The organism is Pseudomonas sp. NY15435 (assembly GCF_048068295.1).
Taxonomy (GTDB): Bacteria; Pseudomonadota; Gammaproteobacteria; order Pseudomonadales; family Pseudomonadaceae; genus Pseudomonas.
On record NZ_JBLUQA010000005.1, the window covers coordinates 28,826 to 41,547 of the forward strand.

At 65.5% G+C, this 12,722-nt stretch carries 16 protein-coding genes; 9 read left to right on the forward strand and 7 right to left on the reverse strand.

Going from position 1 to position 12,722, the window contains the following annotated elements; all coding sequences use genetic code 11:
* Positions 1-3 precede the first annotated feature (3 nt).
* From ACNFH5_RS13085 to ACNFH5_RS13095, 3 genes are all read left to right on the forward strand, one after another.
* Positions 4-606, forward strand: a complete 603-nt coding sequence (locus ACNFH5_RS13085; protein WP_416746513.1) for a glutathione S-transferase family protein — start codon at positions 4-6, stop codon at positions 604-606.
* A gap of 357 nt (positions 607-963) precedes the next feature.
* A complete protein-coding gene (locus tag ACNFH5_RS13090; RefSeq protein ID WP_045208678.1) occupies positions 964-1,425 on the forward strand; it encodes a bacteriohemerythrin in 462 nt (153 codons plus the stop codon).
* A gap of 160 nt (positions 1,426-1,585) precedes the next feature.
* Positions 1,586-2,374 carry a cache domain-containing protein gene (locus ACNFH5_RS13095; protein ID WP_416747300.1) on the forward strand — a complete coding sequence of 263 codons (789 nt, stop codon included), beginning with the start codon at positions 1,586-1,588 and terminating at the stop codon, positions 2,372-2,374.
* A 65-nt stretch (positions 2,375-2,439) separates the two neighbouring features.
* On the opposite strand, the gene folE is transcribed toward ACNFH5_RS13095, so the two are convergent.
* Both folE and ACNFH5_RS13105 read right to left on the reverse strand, forming a co-directional pair.
* Complete coding sequence (folE, locus tag ACNFH5_RS13100; protein WP_024765420.1) at positions 2,440-2,985, reverse strand: GTP cyclohydrolase I FolE; 546 nt, start codon at positions 2,983-2,985, stop codon at positions 2,440-2,442.
* A 91-nt stretch (positions 2,986-3,076) separates the two neighbouring features.
* On the reverse strand, positions 3,077-3,418 hold the full coding sequence (locus tag ACNFH5_RS13105) for a winged helix-turn-helix transcriptional regulator (RefSeq protein ID WP_416746515.1): 342 nt from the start codon (positions 3,416-3,418) through the stop codon (positions 3,077-3,079).
* Positions 3,419-3,492: 74 nt separating this feature from the next.
* Between ACNFH5_RS13105 and ACNFH5_RS13110 the strand changes: the two genes are divergently transcribed.
* Positions 3,493-4,041: a carboxymuconolactone decarboxylase family protein gene (locus tag ACNFH5_RS13110; protein WP_416746517.1), complete on the forward strand. Its 549-nt coding sequence runs from the start codon at positions 3,493-3,495 to the stop codon at positions 4,039-4,041.
* Here the strand turns inward: ACNFH5_RS13110 and ACNFH5_RS13115 are convergent, their stop codons facing one another.
* From ACNFH5_RS13115 to ACNFH5_RS13125, 3 genes are all read right to left on the reverse strand, one after another.
* Entirely contained in the window at positions 4,042-4,599 is a 558-nt protein-coding gene (locus tag ACNFH5_RS13115; RefSeq protein WP_416746519.1) for a Smr/MutS family protein, read from the reverse strand. It lies immediately after the preceding gene.
* 78 nt (positions 4,600-4,677) lie between these two features.
* Entirely contained in the window at positions 4,678-4,998 is a 321-nt protein-coding gene (locus tag ACNFH5_RS13120) for a hypothetical protein (RefSeq protein WP_416746521.1), read from the reverse strand.
* 173 nt (positions 4,999-5,171) lie between these two features.
* Positions 5,172-5,768: a cysteine hydrolase family protein gene (locus ACNFH5_RS13125; protein ID WP_138525178.1), complete on the reverse strand. Its 597-nt coding sequence runs from the start codon at positions 5,766-5,768 to the stop codon at positions 5,172-5,174.
* A gap of 180 nt (positions 5,769-5,948) precedes the next feature.
* Here ACNFH5_RS13125 and prmB point away from each other — a divergent pair, with 180 nt between their 5' ends.
* Positions 5,949-6,863, forward strand: a complete 915-nt coding sequence (gene prmB, locus ACNFH5_RS13130; RefSeq protein ID WP_416746523.1) for a 50S ribosomal protein L3 N(5)-glutamine methyltransferase — start codon at positions 5,949-5,951, stop codon at positions 6,861-6,863.
* A gap of 200 nt (positions 6,864-7,063) precedes the next feature.
* Here prmB and ACNFH5_RS13135 read toward each other — a convergent pair whose 3' ends face one another.
* Positions 7,064-7,846, reverse strand: coding sequence for a hypothetical protein (locus ACNFH5_RS13135; protein WP_416746525.1), 783 nt, complete (start codon positions 7,844-7,846; stop codon positions 7,064-7,066).
* Positions 7,847-7,895: 49 nt separating this feature from the next.
* Positions 7,896-8,930 carry an alpha/beta hydrolase gene (locus ACNFH5_RS13140; protein WP_416746527.1) on the reverse strand — a complete coding sequence of 345 codons (1,035 nt, stop codon included), beginning with the start codon at positions 8,928-8,930 and terminating at the stop codon, positions 7,896-7,898.
* Between the two features lie 123 nt (positions 8,931-9,053).
* Here ACNFH5_RS13140 and aroC point away from each other — a divergent pair, with 123 nt between their 5' ends.
* From aroC to ACNFH5_RS13160, 4 genes are read left to right on the forward strand one after another with little or no spacing between them, the layout of a single operon-like run.
* Positions 9,054-10,145: a chorismate synthase gene (aroC, locus tag ACNFH5_RS13145; RefSeq protein ID WP_416746529.1), complete on the forward strand. Its 1,092-nt coding sequence runs from the start codon at positions 9,054-9,056 to the stop codon at positions 10,143-10,145.
* Between the two features lie 55 nt (positions 10,146-10,200).
* Positions 10,201-11,361, forward strand: coding sequence for an MFS transporter (locus tag ACNFH5_RS13150; protein ID WP_416746531.1), 1,161 nt, complete (start codon positions 10,201-10,203; stop codon positions 11,359-11,361).
* Positions 11,345-11,971: a methylthioribulose 1-phosphate dehydratase gene (locus tag ACNFH5_RS13155; RefSeq protein WP_416746533.1), complete on the forward strand. Its 627-nt coding sequence runs from the start codon at positions 11,345-11,347 to the stop codon at positions 11,969-11,971. Before ACNFH5_RS13150 ends, ACNFH5_RS13155 begins: the two co-directional genes overlap by 17 nt.
* A gap of 47 nt (positions 11,972-12,018) precedes the next feature.
* Positions 12,019-12,564 (forward strand): 1,2-dihydroxy-3-keto-5-methylthiopentene dioxygenase, encoded by a 546-nt coding sequence (locus ACNFH5_RS13160; protein ID WP_024765430.1) that lies wholly within the window; start codon positions 12,019-12,021, stop codon positions 12,562-12,564.
* Positions 12,565-12,722 lie beyond the last annotated feature (158 nt).

Here is a 12,722-nt window from a genome sequence, read left to right on the forward strand (position 1 = left end):
AGCATGTACACCGTTTACGGCGATCGACTGTCCGGCAACTGCTACAAGGTCAAGCTGGCCCTGCACCTGCTCGGCCTGCCTTATCAGTGGCGCGAGGTCGATATCCTCAAGGGCGAGACACAGACCGCCGAGTTCCTGGCGATGAACCCCAACGGCAAGGTGCCGGTGCTGCAGCTCGAAGACGGCACCTGTCTGTGGGAATCCAACGCCATCCTCAACTTCCTCGCCGATGGCAGCGATCTGTTGCCCAGCGAACCGCGCCTGCGCACCCAGGTGCTGCAGTGGCAGTTCTTCGAGCAGTACAGCCATGAGCCCTATGTGGCGGTGGCGCGCTTCATCGAGTTCTATCTCGGCCTGCCCGAGGAACGCCGTGAGGAGTACGCACGCTGCCACAAGGGCGGCTACAAGGCGCTGAAGGTGATGGAAAAGCAGCTGGAGCAGACGCCCTATCTGGTGGGGGACCGTTACTCCATTGCTGATATCACCCTGTACGCCTACACCCACGTGGCGCACCAGGGCGGCTTCGACCTGTCGAACTTCCCGGCGATCAACGCCTGGCTGGCGCGGGTAGCCGACCACCCGCGGCATGTGGCGATGCAGGACTGATCGCCACGCCCAGCCATCGAAACGCCGCTTCCCAGGAAGCGGCGTTTTTCGTTGTGTGCCGAGCATTTTTGTAGGAGCGAGCTTGCTCGCGAACGGAATGTCCGGCCGCTCGGTGGTTCGCGAGCAAGCTCGCTCCTACAGGTCGATCCGAACTTCTGTGTGAAACAGGCGTTTTGCCATCAGACAAATCCGAAAAAACCGCTCTAAACCGCTGATTCCGGTGCTTTGGGGTTGACCGGCATCATGGCGGCGTTTTGTCGCCCTCCCTAATCTGGACGTGCTGCCATGCGGGATGTACCGATGTGGCCGGGCGCGAGCGGCAGGCAGTGTCGTTGTCCGGCATGGGGAGGGGGAAAGATGGCCTATCTGGTCTGGCAGGCGGATCTCGATACCGGGATCGGAGTGATCGACGCACAGCACAAGCGCATCGTCGAAATGATCAACCAACTGCACGAGGCCCAGGCCCATCACGACCGAGCGATGCTCGGCGGCGTGATCGAGGAACTGGTCGACTACACCATCTCGCACTTCGCCTTCGAGGAAACCCTGCTGGAGGACTCCGGCTACCAGTTCACCCGTGCGCACAAGAAGGTCCATGAACTCTTCATCAAGCGCGTTTCCGACTACCGCACGCGCTTCGAGGCCGGCGAGGACGTCGCCGAGGAACTCAAGGGCCTGCTCGGCCGCTGGCTGTTCAACCACATCCGCAACGACGACGCCAATTACGTGGACGCGGTGAAGGCGACCATGCACGAGCTGACTCGCGACCAGGGCCACGGCGGCTGGCTTTCGCGCTCGATGAAGCGATTCTTCGGCTGAATCGCCGCATGTTTGGGCAGTGAATGCCGACGCGAATCGCCCCTGGCTGGCTATGCTCTGTGCACAACTACAAGCAATGCCACGGGGGTATTCGCGTATGAAGACGCTGTTGAAGTCACTGTTGCTGCTTTCTTTCCTGTCGTCCTTTTCCTTGTTCGCTATGCAGGCGAACGCCACCTCGCAGACGGATGACCAGCGCGCCAAGGCGCTGCTGTCCAAGGCGGTGGCCGCCTACAAGCAGGAGGGCGACAAGGCCTTTGCCGCCTTCAGCCGCCAGGGCGAATTCGTCGATGGCGACCTCTACGTGTTCGTGGTGGACAGCAAGGGCACCATGCTCGCCAGCGGCGGGCCGTCGGTGGTGCTGATCGACCGCGACGTGTCCTCTACCCTCGATCCCTCGCTCCAGGAGCAGTTCGCCAAGGCATTGAAGTCGCCGGAGACCGGCAAGGTGCAGCAGGCCGACTACCGCTGGAAGAACTGGGCAGACGGCAAGGTGGAGCGCAAGCACGTCTATTACCAGCGCGTCGGCGAGCGCTTCCTGGCTGTGGGCTACTACATCCCGCGGGCCTCGGCGCAGCAGGCGGCGGCGATGCTGGACAAGGCGGTGAAGGCCGTGGAAGCCGATCCGGAAGGAACCTTCAAGAAGATCACTGCACGGGACAAGGCCTTCATCGAAGATGACCTCTACGTCTTCGTGGTCGACCTGGATACCTCGAAGTTCGTCGCCCATGGCTTCAACACCCGCATGGTCGGCACCGACTTCGACTCGCTCAAGGACCCGGGCGGCAACCCCATCGGCCACGCCATGCTGGAGCTGGTTAAGGCCAAGGGCGAAGCCGAGTTCGAGTACCAGTGGCGCAACCCGGTGACCAGCAAGGTGGAAAACAAGCACGCGTTCCTGCGCAAGACCGGCCACTATCTGGTGGCGGTGGGTTACTACACCCGCTGAACCACGGATGCCAGGCACAAAAAAACCGGCCCTCGGGCCGGTTTTTTCATGGCGGCGGTTCGCGATCAGCGGATCAGGCTGAGGAACTCGCTGCGGGTGGCGGCGTTCTCGCGGAACTCGCCGAGCATCACGGAGGTGACCATCGAGGAATTCTGCTTCTCCACGCCGCGCATCATCATGCACATGTGCTTGGCCTCGATCACCACGGCCACGCCCAGCGCACCGGTGACCTGCTGTACGGCCTCGGCGATCTGCCGCGACATGTTTTCCTGGATCTGCAGGCGGCGGGCGTACATGTCGACGATGCGCGCGACCTTGGACAGGCCCAGCACCTTGCCGTTGGGGATGTAGGCGACGTGGGCCTTGCCGATGAAGGGCAGCAGATGGTGCTCGCACAGCGAGTAGAGCTCGATGTCCTTGACCAGCACCATTTCGCTGTTGTCGGAGCTGAACAGGGCGCCGTTGACGATCTCCTCCAGCGTCTGCTGGTAGCCGCGGCAAAGGTACTGCATGGCTTTGGCGGCACGCTTGGGCGTATCGACCAGACCTTCGCGGGTGACGTCCTCACCGAGCTGGCTGAGGATCGCGGAGTAGTTTTGTTCCAGGGACATGATCTACCTGTGGCAATGACAAAAATAAAAACCGTGGCGCAGGGTAGGGCGCTCAGCCTTGGCTGGCAAGGCCCGCGCGCCGGTTGGCGCGTTATGGCAGGTGGTTTGTCGCCAGGCGCTGCGCCCAGCCCTCGGCCCATTGCGCCAGCGGCAGGCAGTGTAGCGCCAGCTCCTGGCCCTGTTCGGAAAGCTGGTAACCGTCCGCGCCGTTTTCTACCAGTTGCGCCTCACGCAGTTCGCCCAGACGGGTGTTGAGCACCGAGGGCGAGAGACCTTCGCAGCGTGCCTGCAGCTCGCGGAAGCTCGCCGGCCCCTGGTGCAGCTCCCAGAGCACACGCAGGCTCCAGCGGCGGCCGAGGAGGTCGAGTAGCGCCATGATCGGCCGGCCGCTGTCGGAGCCACGTACGGGGTGGCCGGGGAGGGGAAGCGTCATCGATTCTCCTTGCTACTTTTTCAGTAGCGGTCTAGTTTGAGTGCTACTTAATTGATAGCAGCCGGAGGCGCATCATGACACAGCCGCGTATCGAGCCGTTGCAACCGCCGTTTGCCGAAGACATGCAGGCCGCCTTCACACGGATCATGCCGCCGGGCGTGGAGCCGCTGAAGCTGTTCCGTACGATGGCGCATAACCCGCGGGTGCTGCAGCGCTTCTTCGCCGGGGGGTTGCTGGATCGCGGCAGCATCGCCCTGGAGGACCGCGAGTTGCTGATACTGCGCACCACCGCGCGCTGCGGCGCGGAATACGAGTGGGGTGTGCACGTGGCGTTCTATACCGGCAAAACCGGCTTCAGCGACGAGCAGTTGGCCGACACCTGCCGCGCGACACCGAACGCTGCATTGTGGAGCCCTGCGCAGCAGGCTCTGCTGGCGCTGGCGGACAGCCTGCACGACAGTTCGACCGTGAACGACAAGCTGTGGGCGCAGCTGAACATGTACTTCAATGCTGACCAGTTGATCGAGTGCCTGATGGTGGTGGGGTTCTACCACTCGGTGTCGTTCGTGGTGAACGGCCTGAAGGTGGAGCGGGAAAGCTACGGTGCGCGTTTCCCGGCCTGATTACTCGTCGCGGCCTTCGAGCATGTTGCGCCGCAGCATCACGTAGATGGCGCCAGTACCGCCGTGGCGCGGCAGGCAGGAGGCGAAGCCGAGCACCTGCGGGTGCTGGCGCAGCCAGGTGTTCACGTGGCTCTTCACCATCGGGCTGCGGCCGTCGATGCGCGCGGCCTTGCCATGTGTGACGCGGACACAGCGGATCTCGAATCGGGTGGCTTCGGCAATGAAGTCCCAGAGGGTTTCGCGGGCGGTTTCGATCTTCATGCCATGTAGGTCGAGGCTGCCCTCGAAGGCGATCTGGCCGGCCTTGAGCTTGCGGATCTGGCCTTCCTGGACGCCGTCGCGGGCCCAGTAGAGTTCGTCTTCGGGGCCGACGTCGATGACGAACTGGTCGGACAGGCCGTCCACCCGGATGTTCTCGGTGCGCACCGTCGCGTTCTGCCGCAGCTCCTTGAGTTGCTTGCGGTCGGCCTTGGGTTTGCCGGTGTCGGCCTGGTCCACGGTGATGCGCTTGACGCCGCGCATTTCGCGGGCGAATTGGGAATAGTCGTCGTCTTGCATGCGCACCTCCTCGAAGAGCCGCGCAGTCTAACGGATCGTGCCGGTCCTACGGAAATCGGCCACGCCGCTTGCCGGCGATCAGTTTCGGCGTTTCATCAGCCGTGGCGACAGGCTCAGGCCTTCGCGACCGCGGGCACGGCGGCGGGCAGCGCGCCAGAAGGTGACGCCCAGCCACAGGCAGAACAGGCCGATCACCAGTAGCACGGCACCGGCGCCCGGTTCGATGTGCAGCACACCCACCGCGGGCTGGCGGCGGAGCAGGGCGGCGACGCCGGCCATGGCGGACAGGATGCCGAAGGTAGCGATCACCGCGGCGATCGCGGCGGCGAAGCGCCAGCGCCAGCGGCCCGGACGTTTCGGGCGCAGGCTGGGTGGATCGAATTTCTCGGTCATCTTCATCCCGACTTCCTCATCTGTTGAACGAGGCTATGACCGGTGGGGATGGGTGGGGTTCCAACCCCAGGGTCGGGAAGCGCGGCGAACCCGCTGGGTGAGCGGGCTCGCGTGCTTTCGCGCCTAAGCTGAGCCTAACCCCGGGCGCTTGTCGCTGCCGCCCGTCGGGATGAGTGGCGTCAGACCAACGCCTGGGCCTGTGCGACCACGGCGGCGAAGTTGTCGCCCAGGGCGGCGATCTCCGCGCGATGCAGGTCGCGGGCGGCGAGTACGCCACCTTCGGGAGTGGGGATGTCGCGGGTGGCGCAGGCCGCATCCACAAGGGTGCAGCGGTAGCCGTAGTCCTTGGCGGCGCGGACGGTGGTGCTGATGCTGGAGTGGGTCATGAACCCGCAGACGATCAGGTCCAGACGGCCGCTGGCCTGCAGGCGATCATGCAGGTCGGTGCCGGCGAAGGCGTTGGGCAGGCGCTTGTCCACCACCACCTCGCCCGGCAACGGGGCCAGCTCCGGCAGGAAGCGGCCGCGCGGGCCCTGTGGGTCGAGCAGGCCGCCGACCACGCCCAGGTGGTGCACGTGGACGATCGGAGTGCCCATGTTCCGGGCCGCCTCCAGCAGCAGGCGAATCTGCGCCACCGCGGCGTCCAGGTCGGGCAGCGCCAGCACGCCGCTGCGGTACTCCTCCTGGGCGTCGATGATCAACAGAGTGCTCTGGCGCAGGGTGGCCGGCGGATAACCGCGCCCACTGATCTGCAGCATGCTGAGCGGATGGGACATGTCACGACTCCTGTAAATGCATGTTCACTCATTGTGGGCCGTAACGCGTCCGCTGTGAATCTTTGCGAACTCGCGCCAAAGTGGTATTGGCATTCTTCGTCGGAACTGCCTGAAGGCGCCCCAGGACCCCCGCGTTCCGCTAGAATGCGCCCCTTTTTGCGAGCTGCGAGGAATGCCGCCGTGACCGAATCCCGTTTGCTGACCCTGCGTGACCATATCCGCTGGGCTGTCAGCCGCTTCCACGCCGAGGAACTGTTCTTTGGCCACGGTACCGACAACGCCTGGGACGAAGCCCGCCAGCTTGTACTGGGAGGACTGCACCTGCCCTGGGAAATGGCCGATGCCTACCTGGATTGCCGCCTCGAGGACGAGGAGCGCGAATACCTGATGCACCTGCTGCGCCGGCGTATCGAGGAGCGCGTGCCGACCGCTTATCTGCTGGGTGAGGCCTGGTTCTGCGGCATGCCCTTCGTGGTGGACGAGCGCGTACTGGTGCCGCGCTCGCCGATTGCCGAGCTGATCGAGCGCCGCTTCGAGCCCTGGCTGGCGCACGATCCTGAACGCATCCTGGACTTGTGCACCGGCTCGGGCTGCATCGGTATCGCCTGCGCCAGCGCTTTCCCGGAGTCCGAGGTGGTGCTGGGCGACCTGTCGTTCGATGCCCTGGAAGTGGCCAACATCAACATTGAGCGCCACGAGCTGGGCGAGCGCGTCTACACCGTGCAGGGCGATGGCTTCGAAGGCTTGCCGGGGCAGCGTTTCGACCTGATCGTGTCGAACCCGCCCTATGTTGACGCCGAAGACTTCGCCGACATGCCTGCCGAGTACCACCACGAGCCGGAACTGGGCCTGGCCTGCGGCAACGACGGCCTGGACCTGGTGCGGCGCATGCTGGCCGAGGCTGCGGATCACCTGACCGAGCGCGGCACGCTGGTGGTGGAAGTGGGCAATAGCCAGGTGCACGTGGCGGCGCTGTACCCGGAAGTGGACTTCACCTGGCTTGACTTCGAATACGGCGGCCACGGCGTGTTCCTGCTCTCGGCGCAGCAGTGCCGCGAGCATCAGGATCTGTTCAAGGCGCGGGTAAAGGCCTGATCCACTCCAAGGGTGGGCTGAATCTGTAGGAGCGAGCTTGCTCGCGAACGGATTTACCGGTTGGTGCGGCGCTTGCTCGGTTCGCGAGCAAGCTCGCTCCTACAAAAGAATGCTTCGACGTGGGGCTCAGTCCGCTCCCACGCAGAGGTCGGCTTTGGGTAGGAGCGGACTTCGTCCGCGATCACTCGCCGGCCACGCCTTCAGTGCGTGGCAATCCAGATCAGCAACCCCGCCTGGAACACTGCGAACACCGTCAGGCAGGCGATGGTGAAGCGCAGGCTGGTGTCGTCGCGGCGGAAGGTTTCGATGCGCTGTTCCAGTCTTCGGATTTCGTTGGCCTGGGTGGCGAGGTTCTGGTCGGCCTGTTCCAGCATGGAGCCTGCTTCCAGCAATGGGAGTATCTGCACCTTCTCCTTGTGCCAGTCGTCGTACAGCTCGCTGACCCGGCCGACGCTGTAGCGCGCCTTCAGCAGTCGTGAATCCTCGTAGATCACGTCGAAGCCCTGGGCGCGCAGGAAGTGGTCGCGGCGCTGGCGGGCCTCTTCGTTGGGCACATCCTTCATCGCCAGGGCGCCGCCCTCGACGCGATAGTGCGACCACTTCTTTTTCGCCCAGGCCACGCCCTGAGCCAGCAGGAAACGCCCCAGGCCGCGGTTCAGCGGCTCGGTGGCAAAACCTGCGTCGGCGCCAAAGCGCACTTCCTTGCTGCGGTGGTCCGCCCAGACCTCCAGCAGGTTCACTTCCTTGCGCAGCACCTGGCCGGGCACCTGAATGGTCAGGCGCAGCAGGCTCTGCTCGGCATTGTGGCGTTCCACCCGGCCGAGTTGCACGAAGCGCAGCGGTCGCGCGCCGGTGGTGCGGTCGGTGGGCAGTGGCGCCAGGCGCAGCAGGCGATAGTGTTCCGGCGCCAGCTCCGCCCACGGGTGCGGGCGGGCAGCGGCGCTCTCGTCGGCGGCGACGGCAATCTGTTCGGCTTCGGTCATGGGGGGCTACCTCGGGGCCTGGTGGGCGTGACCAGGGCTCTCCCGTGGTTTATCGACGCACCGGCGGATTTCTTGAGACGTTCGCTCCAGATTCTGCAAGCGTGCCACCCGGCAGGGTCTGTGCCTGCCGGATGAAAGTCGTGACGCGCTCCACCAGCTCGCGGGCCAGCGGCAGGTTGGGGGTGTTGTAGGAGGCGAGCTGCTGCGGACCGCTGGTCGGAACGATGCGCAGGATGTGGTTCATCCCCGAAATCAGGTGGAAGTCGCTGTCGGGCTTGGCGCGCTTGAGTGCCTGGGCATCCTCGACGCCGACCTGGATGTCGTTGGTGCCCTGCAGGATCAGGGTGGGTAGCTTCAGTTGGGCGAAGGCGTGGGCCGGGTCCTGGCGGAACAGCGAGATCAGGTAGGGCTGCACGCTGGGGCGGAACAGTACGTTCAACGGCTCCGGAACCTTGGGCTGGCGCTGCCCGGCCTGCAGGCTGTCGATCAACTGGTCGGCCTGGGCCAGCAGGGGCGGGGGCAGGCGGCCCTGCAACTGCTCGCGCAGGACCTCGCCGATGGGGCGTGCACTGCCGGCCAGGGATATCAGTGCCTCGGCATGGGTGCGTGGCGCGGCGAGGCTGGCAATCAACGCGCCTTCGCTGTGGCCGATGAGAATCTGCCGGCCGAAGCGTGGGTCGTGGGCCAGCTTGTCGCTCCAGGCCACCACGTCGCTGACGTAGGCCTCGACGCTGAGCTCTTCCTCGCGCGGCGACGCCGGCAGGCTGCGGGCTACACCGCGCTTGTCATAGCGCACGCTGGCGATGCCGTTCTCCGCCAGCGCTTCGGCCAGCTTGCGCAGGTAGGCATTCTGCCCGCCCTCGGGATTGTTGCCGTCGCGGTCGGTGGGGCCGGAGCCGGCAATCAGCAGGGCCACGGGCGGGGGGCTCTGGGGCTGGGGCGATCGCGCCTGGGGCAGCAGCATCGTGCCGCGCAGCACGCCGTGGCCCGTATCCAGGTCATAGGGGCGTTGCAGGATGCTGGAGGGGGCGGCCTGGACGAAGGAGGCAAGGAAGATAAGGCAGAGTAGGGCGAGACGGCGCATCGAGGACTTCGCGATGGGGCTGATGGCGCTTTGATCCTCGCGGGCGGCGAAGGTTCGCAGGGCGGATTGACGCAGGTATACTGCTCGGCCTTTTCGAATCCCAGTATTTTCGCGGAGCCTCGCATGTCCGGCAACACCTACGGCAAGCTGTTCACCGTCACCACCGCTGGCGAAAGCCACGGCCCGGCGCTGGTCGCCATCGTCGACGGCTGCCCGCCCGGCCTGGAGATTTCCCTGGAAGACCTGCAGCGCGACCTGGATCGCCGCAAGCCCGGCACCAGCCGCCACACCACCCAGCGCCAGGAAGCCGACGAGGTGGAAATCCTCTCCGGCGTGTTCGAGGGCAAGACCACCGGCACCCCGATCGGCCTGCTGATTCGCAACACCGACCAGAAGTCCAAGGACTACTCGGCGATCAAGGACCTGTTCCGCCCGGCCCACGCCGATTACACCTACCACCACAAGTACGGCATCCGTGACTACCGTGGCGGCGGCCGTTCCTCTGCGCGCGAGACCGCCATGCGTGTGGCCGCCGGCGCTATCGCCAAGAAGGTCCTGGCGGGCATGGGCATCAGTGTGCGTGGCTACATGAGCCAGCTCGGCCCGATCGAAATTCCCTTCAAGACCTGGGACAGCGTCGAAGACAACGCCTTCTTCAGCCCCGATCCGGACAAGGTGCCGGAGCTGGAGGCGTACATGGACCAGCTGCGCCGTGACCAGGATTCGGTCGGCGCGAAGATCACCGTGGTCGCCGAAGGCGTACCGCCTGGCCTGGGCGAGCCGATCTTCGACCGCCTGGACGCGGAACTGGCCCACGCGCTGATGAGCATCAACGCGGTGAAGGGCGTGGAAATCGGCGCCGGCTTCGCCAGCGTCGCCCAGCGTGGCACCGAACACCGCGATGAGCTGACCCCGGAAGGCTTCCTGTCGAACAACGCTGGCGGCATCCTCGGCGGCATCTCCTCCGGCCAGCCGATCATCGCCCACCTGGCGCTCAAACCGACCTCCAGCATCACCACCCCCGGTCGTTCCATCGACGTGAACGGCGCCCCGGTGGACGTGATCACCAAGGGCCGCCACGACCCCTGCGTGGGTATCCGTGCCACTCCCATCGCCGAGGCGATGATGGCCATCGTGCTGCTCGACCACCTGCTGCGCCATCGCGCGCAGAATGCCGACGTGAAGGTCGGCACCCCGGTCCTCGGCCAGCTCTGATCGACTTGAGCCCTGCGCGAGCCGCACGGTTCGCGAAGGGCTCGTCGCGCCGCCGATGACGCAGGTTCCCTACTGGCGGCTGTCCAGTTTTTACTTCTTCTACTTCTGCCTGCTGGGCGGAACGGCGCCGTTCCTCGCGCTGTATTTCCATCACCTGGGCTTTTCCAGCGCGCGGATCGGCGAGCTGGTCGCCATCCCCATGCTGATGCGCTGCGTGGCGCCGAACCTGTGGGGCTGGCTGGGCGACCGCAGCGGCCAACGGCTGGCCATCGTGCGCTTTGGCGCGGTGTGCACGGCGTTGTGCTTCGCCGGCATCTTCTTCGGCCACAGTTACGCGTGGCTGGCATTGATCATGGCCGGTCACGCGTTCTTCTGGCACGCGGTGCTGCCGCAGTTCGAAGTGATCACCCTGGCGCACCTGAGCGGGCGCACCGAGAGCTACAGCCGTATCCGCCTGTGGGGCTCCATCGGCTTCATCTGCACCGTGGTCGGCCTGGGCTGGCTGTTCGAGTTCGCCAGCCTGGACGCCTATCCGCTGGCGCTGCTGGCTATCATGCTCGGCATCGTCGGCGCCAGCTGGTGGGTGCCGAATGCCCAGCCGCCGGCACGGCAGGACGAGGCCAGCGCTGGCGGCTTCCTCCAGCAACTGCTCAAACCCGGCGTTCTCGCCTTCTATCTGTGCGTGTGCCTCATGCAGCTGTCCCACGGCCCGTACTACACCTTCCTGACCCTGCACCTGGAGGCGCTCGGCTACGCCCGCGGGCTGATCGGCCAGCTCTGGGCGCTGGGTGTAGTGGCCGAGGTACTGCTGTTCCTGATCATGCCGCGCCTGCTCAAGCGCTTCTCGCTGCGCCAGGTACTGGTGGCGAGCTTCCTGCTGGCGGCCTTGCGCTGGTTGCTGCTGGGCACGCTGGCCGGACACCTGCCGGTGCTGCTGTTCGCCCAGTTGCTGCACGCCGCGACCTTCGGCAGCTTCCACGCCGCCGCCATTCATTTCGTCCAGCGCAGCTTCCAGGCGCGCCAGCAGGGCCAGGGTCAGGCGCTCTATGCCGCACTGGCGGGAACCGGCGGCGCGCTGGGCGCGCTTTACTCCGGCTACAGCTGGGGTAGCCTTGGCCCTGCCTGGACTTTCGCCATCGCCAGCATTGCCGCGCTGGCCGCCGCCTTCATCATCTGGACCCGTCTGAACGAGGACCCGCATGAACGACACCCGTGAACAGCTGACCCGGCAAATCATCGACGCCGGTCGCTTCCTCTATGGCCGCGGCTGGTCGCCGGCCACCAGCAGCAATTATTCGGCGCGCCTGGCCGCCGACCGCGCGCTACTCACTGTTTCGGGCAAGCACAAGGGCCAGCTCGGCGAGGACGACGTGCTGGAAACCGACCTCGCCGGCAACAGCCTGGAGCCGGGCAAGAAGCCTTCGGCGGAAACCCTGCTGCACACCCAGCTCTACACCTGGCGCCCGGAGATCGGCGCGGTGCTGCACACCCATTCGGTGAACGCCACCGTGCTGTCGCGCCTGACCGCCGGCGACCGCCTGGAGCTGGAAGACTACGAGCTGCAGAAGGCCTTCAGCGGCGTCACCACCCATGAAGGCCGCGTGACCGTGCCGATCTTCGACAACGATCAGGACATCGCCCGCCTGGCCGCCAAGGTGCAGCCCTGGCTGGAGGCACATCCGGACTGCCCCGGTTACCTGATCCGCGGCCACGGCCTGTACACTTGGGGCCCACGCATGGCCGATGCCCTGCGCCAGATCGAAGCCTTCGAATTCCTCTTCGAATGCGAACTGAAAGTACTGAGCCTTCGCGGCGGCACGCGCTGAGCGAATCCGGCCCGCTTTTGCGGAAATAGCCCAGAAGGATAACGACCATGAGCAGCCTGACCGTCTACCACGAGTCCAACCCCGAGCAGCCACTGAAGCTGCTGACCCACGCCGAGGACATCGCTTCCACCCTCGGCGAGCTGGGCGTGCGCTTCCAGCGCTGGGCGGCCAACGCCCCGATCGTCCCCGGCGCCAGCCAGGAAGAAGTGATCGCCGCCTACCAGCACGAGATTCGCCGCCTGCAGGAAGAGGAGGGTTACGTCACCGTCGACGTGGTCAGCCTCACCGCCGATCACCCGCAGAAGGACGAATTGCGCGCCAAGTTCCTCGACGAGCACCGCCACGGCGAGGACGAGGTACGCTTCTTCGTCGCCGGCCGCGGGCTCTTCACCCTGCACATCGAGGACCACGTCTACGCCGTGCAATGTGAGAAGAATGACCTGATCTCGGTGCCCGCCGGCACCCGCCACTGGTTCGACATGGGCGAGCGCCCGCACTTCGTCGCCATCCGCCTGTTCAACAACGCCGAGGGCTGGGTTGCGAAGTTCACCGGCGACGAGATCGCCAAGCGCTTTCCGTTGCTGGAAGACTGATCTCCCCGTAGCCGGGGAGGGTGGACTGTTTCCTGCACTTCGTAGGAGCGAGCTTGCTCGCGAACAGTGTTGCCGGCCCACTCGGTTCCATGCGGTTCGCGAGCAAGGACTGGGCGCCCCCCTCGGTCCTACATGTCATCCCGCCTGGGTTAAAGGCG

Coding starts and splice junctions, on each gene's coding strand:
- ACNFH5_RS13085 (WP_416746513.1), top strand. CDS start 4: ATGTACACCGTTTACGGCGATCGACTGTCCGGCAACTGCTACAAGGTC.
- ACNFH5_RS13090 (WP_045208678.1), top strand. CDS start 964: ATGGCCTATCTGGTCTGGCAGGCGGATCTCGATACCGGGATCGGAGTG.
- ACNFH5_RS13095 (WP_416747300.1), top strand. CDS start 1,586: ATGCAGGCGAACGCCACCTCGCAGACGGATGACCAGCGCGCCAAGGCG.
- folE (WP_024765420.1), bottom strand. CDS start 2,985: ATGTCCCTGGAACAAAACTACTCCGCGATCCTCAGCCAGCTCGGTGAG.
- ACNFH5_RS13105 (WP_416746515.1), bottom strand. CDS start 3,418: ATGACGCTTCCCCTCCCCGGCCACCCCGTACGTGGCTCCGACAGCGGC.
- ACNFH5_RS13110 (WP_416746517.1), top strand. CDS start 3,493: ATGACACAGCCGCGTATCGAGCCGTTGCAACCGCCGTTTGCCGAAGAC.
- ACNFH5_RS13115 (WP_416746519.1), bottom strand. CDS start 4,599: ATGCAAGACGACGACTATTCCCAATTCGCCCGCGAAATGCGCGGCGTC.
- ACNFH5_RS13120 (WP_416746521.1), bottom strand. CDS start 4,998: ATGAAGATGACCGAGAAATTCGATCCACCCAGCCTGCGCCCGAAACGT.
- ACNFH5_RS13125 (WP_138525178.1), bottom strand. CDS start 5,768: ATGTCCCATCCGCTCAGCATGCTGCAGATCAGTGGGCGCGGTTATCCG.
- ACNFH5_RS13135 (WP_416746525.1), bottom strand. CDS start 7,846: ATGACCGAAGCCGAACAGATTGCCGTCGCCGCCGACGAGAGCGCCGCT.
- ACNFH5_RS13140 (WP_416746527.1), bottom strand. CDS start 8,930: ATGCGCCGTCTCGCCCTACTCTGCCTTATCTTCCTTGCCTCCTTCGTC.
- aroC (WP_416746529.1), top strand. CDS start 9,054: ATGTCCGGCAACACCTACGGCAAGCTGTTCACCGTCACCACCGCTGGC.
- ACNFH5_RS13150 (WP_416746531.1), top strand. CDS start 10,201: ATGACGCAGGTTCCCTACTGGCGGCTGTCCAGTTTTTACTTCTTCTAC.
- ACNFH5_RS13155 (WP_416746533.1), top strand. CDS start 11,345: ATGAACGACACCCGTGAACAGCTGACCCGGCAAATCATCGACGCCGGT.
- ACNFH5_RS13160 (WP_024765430.1), top strand. CDS start 12,019: ATGAGCAGCCTGACCGTCTACCACGAGTCCAACCCCGAGCAGCCACTG.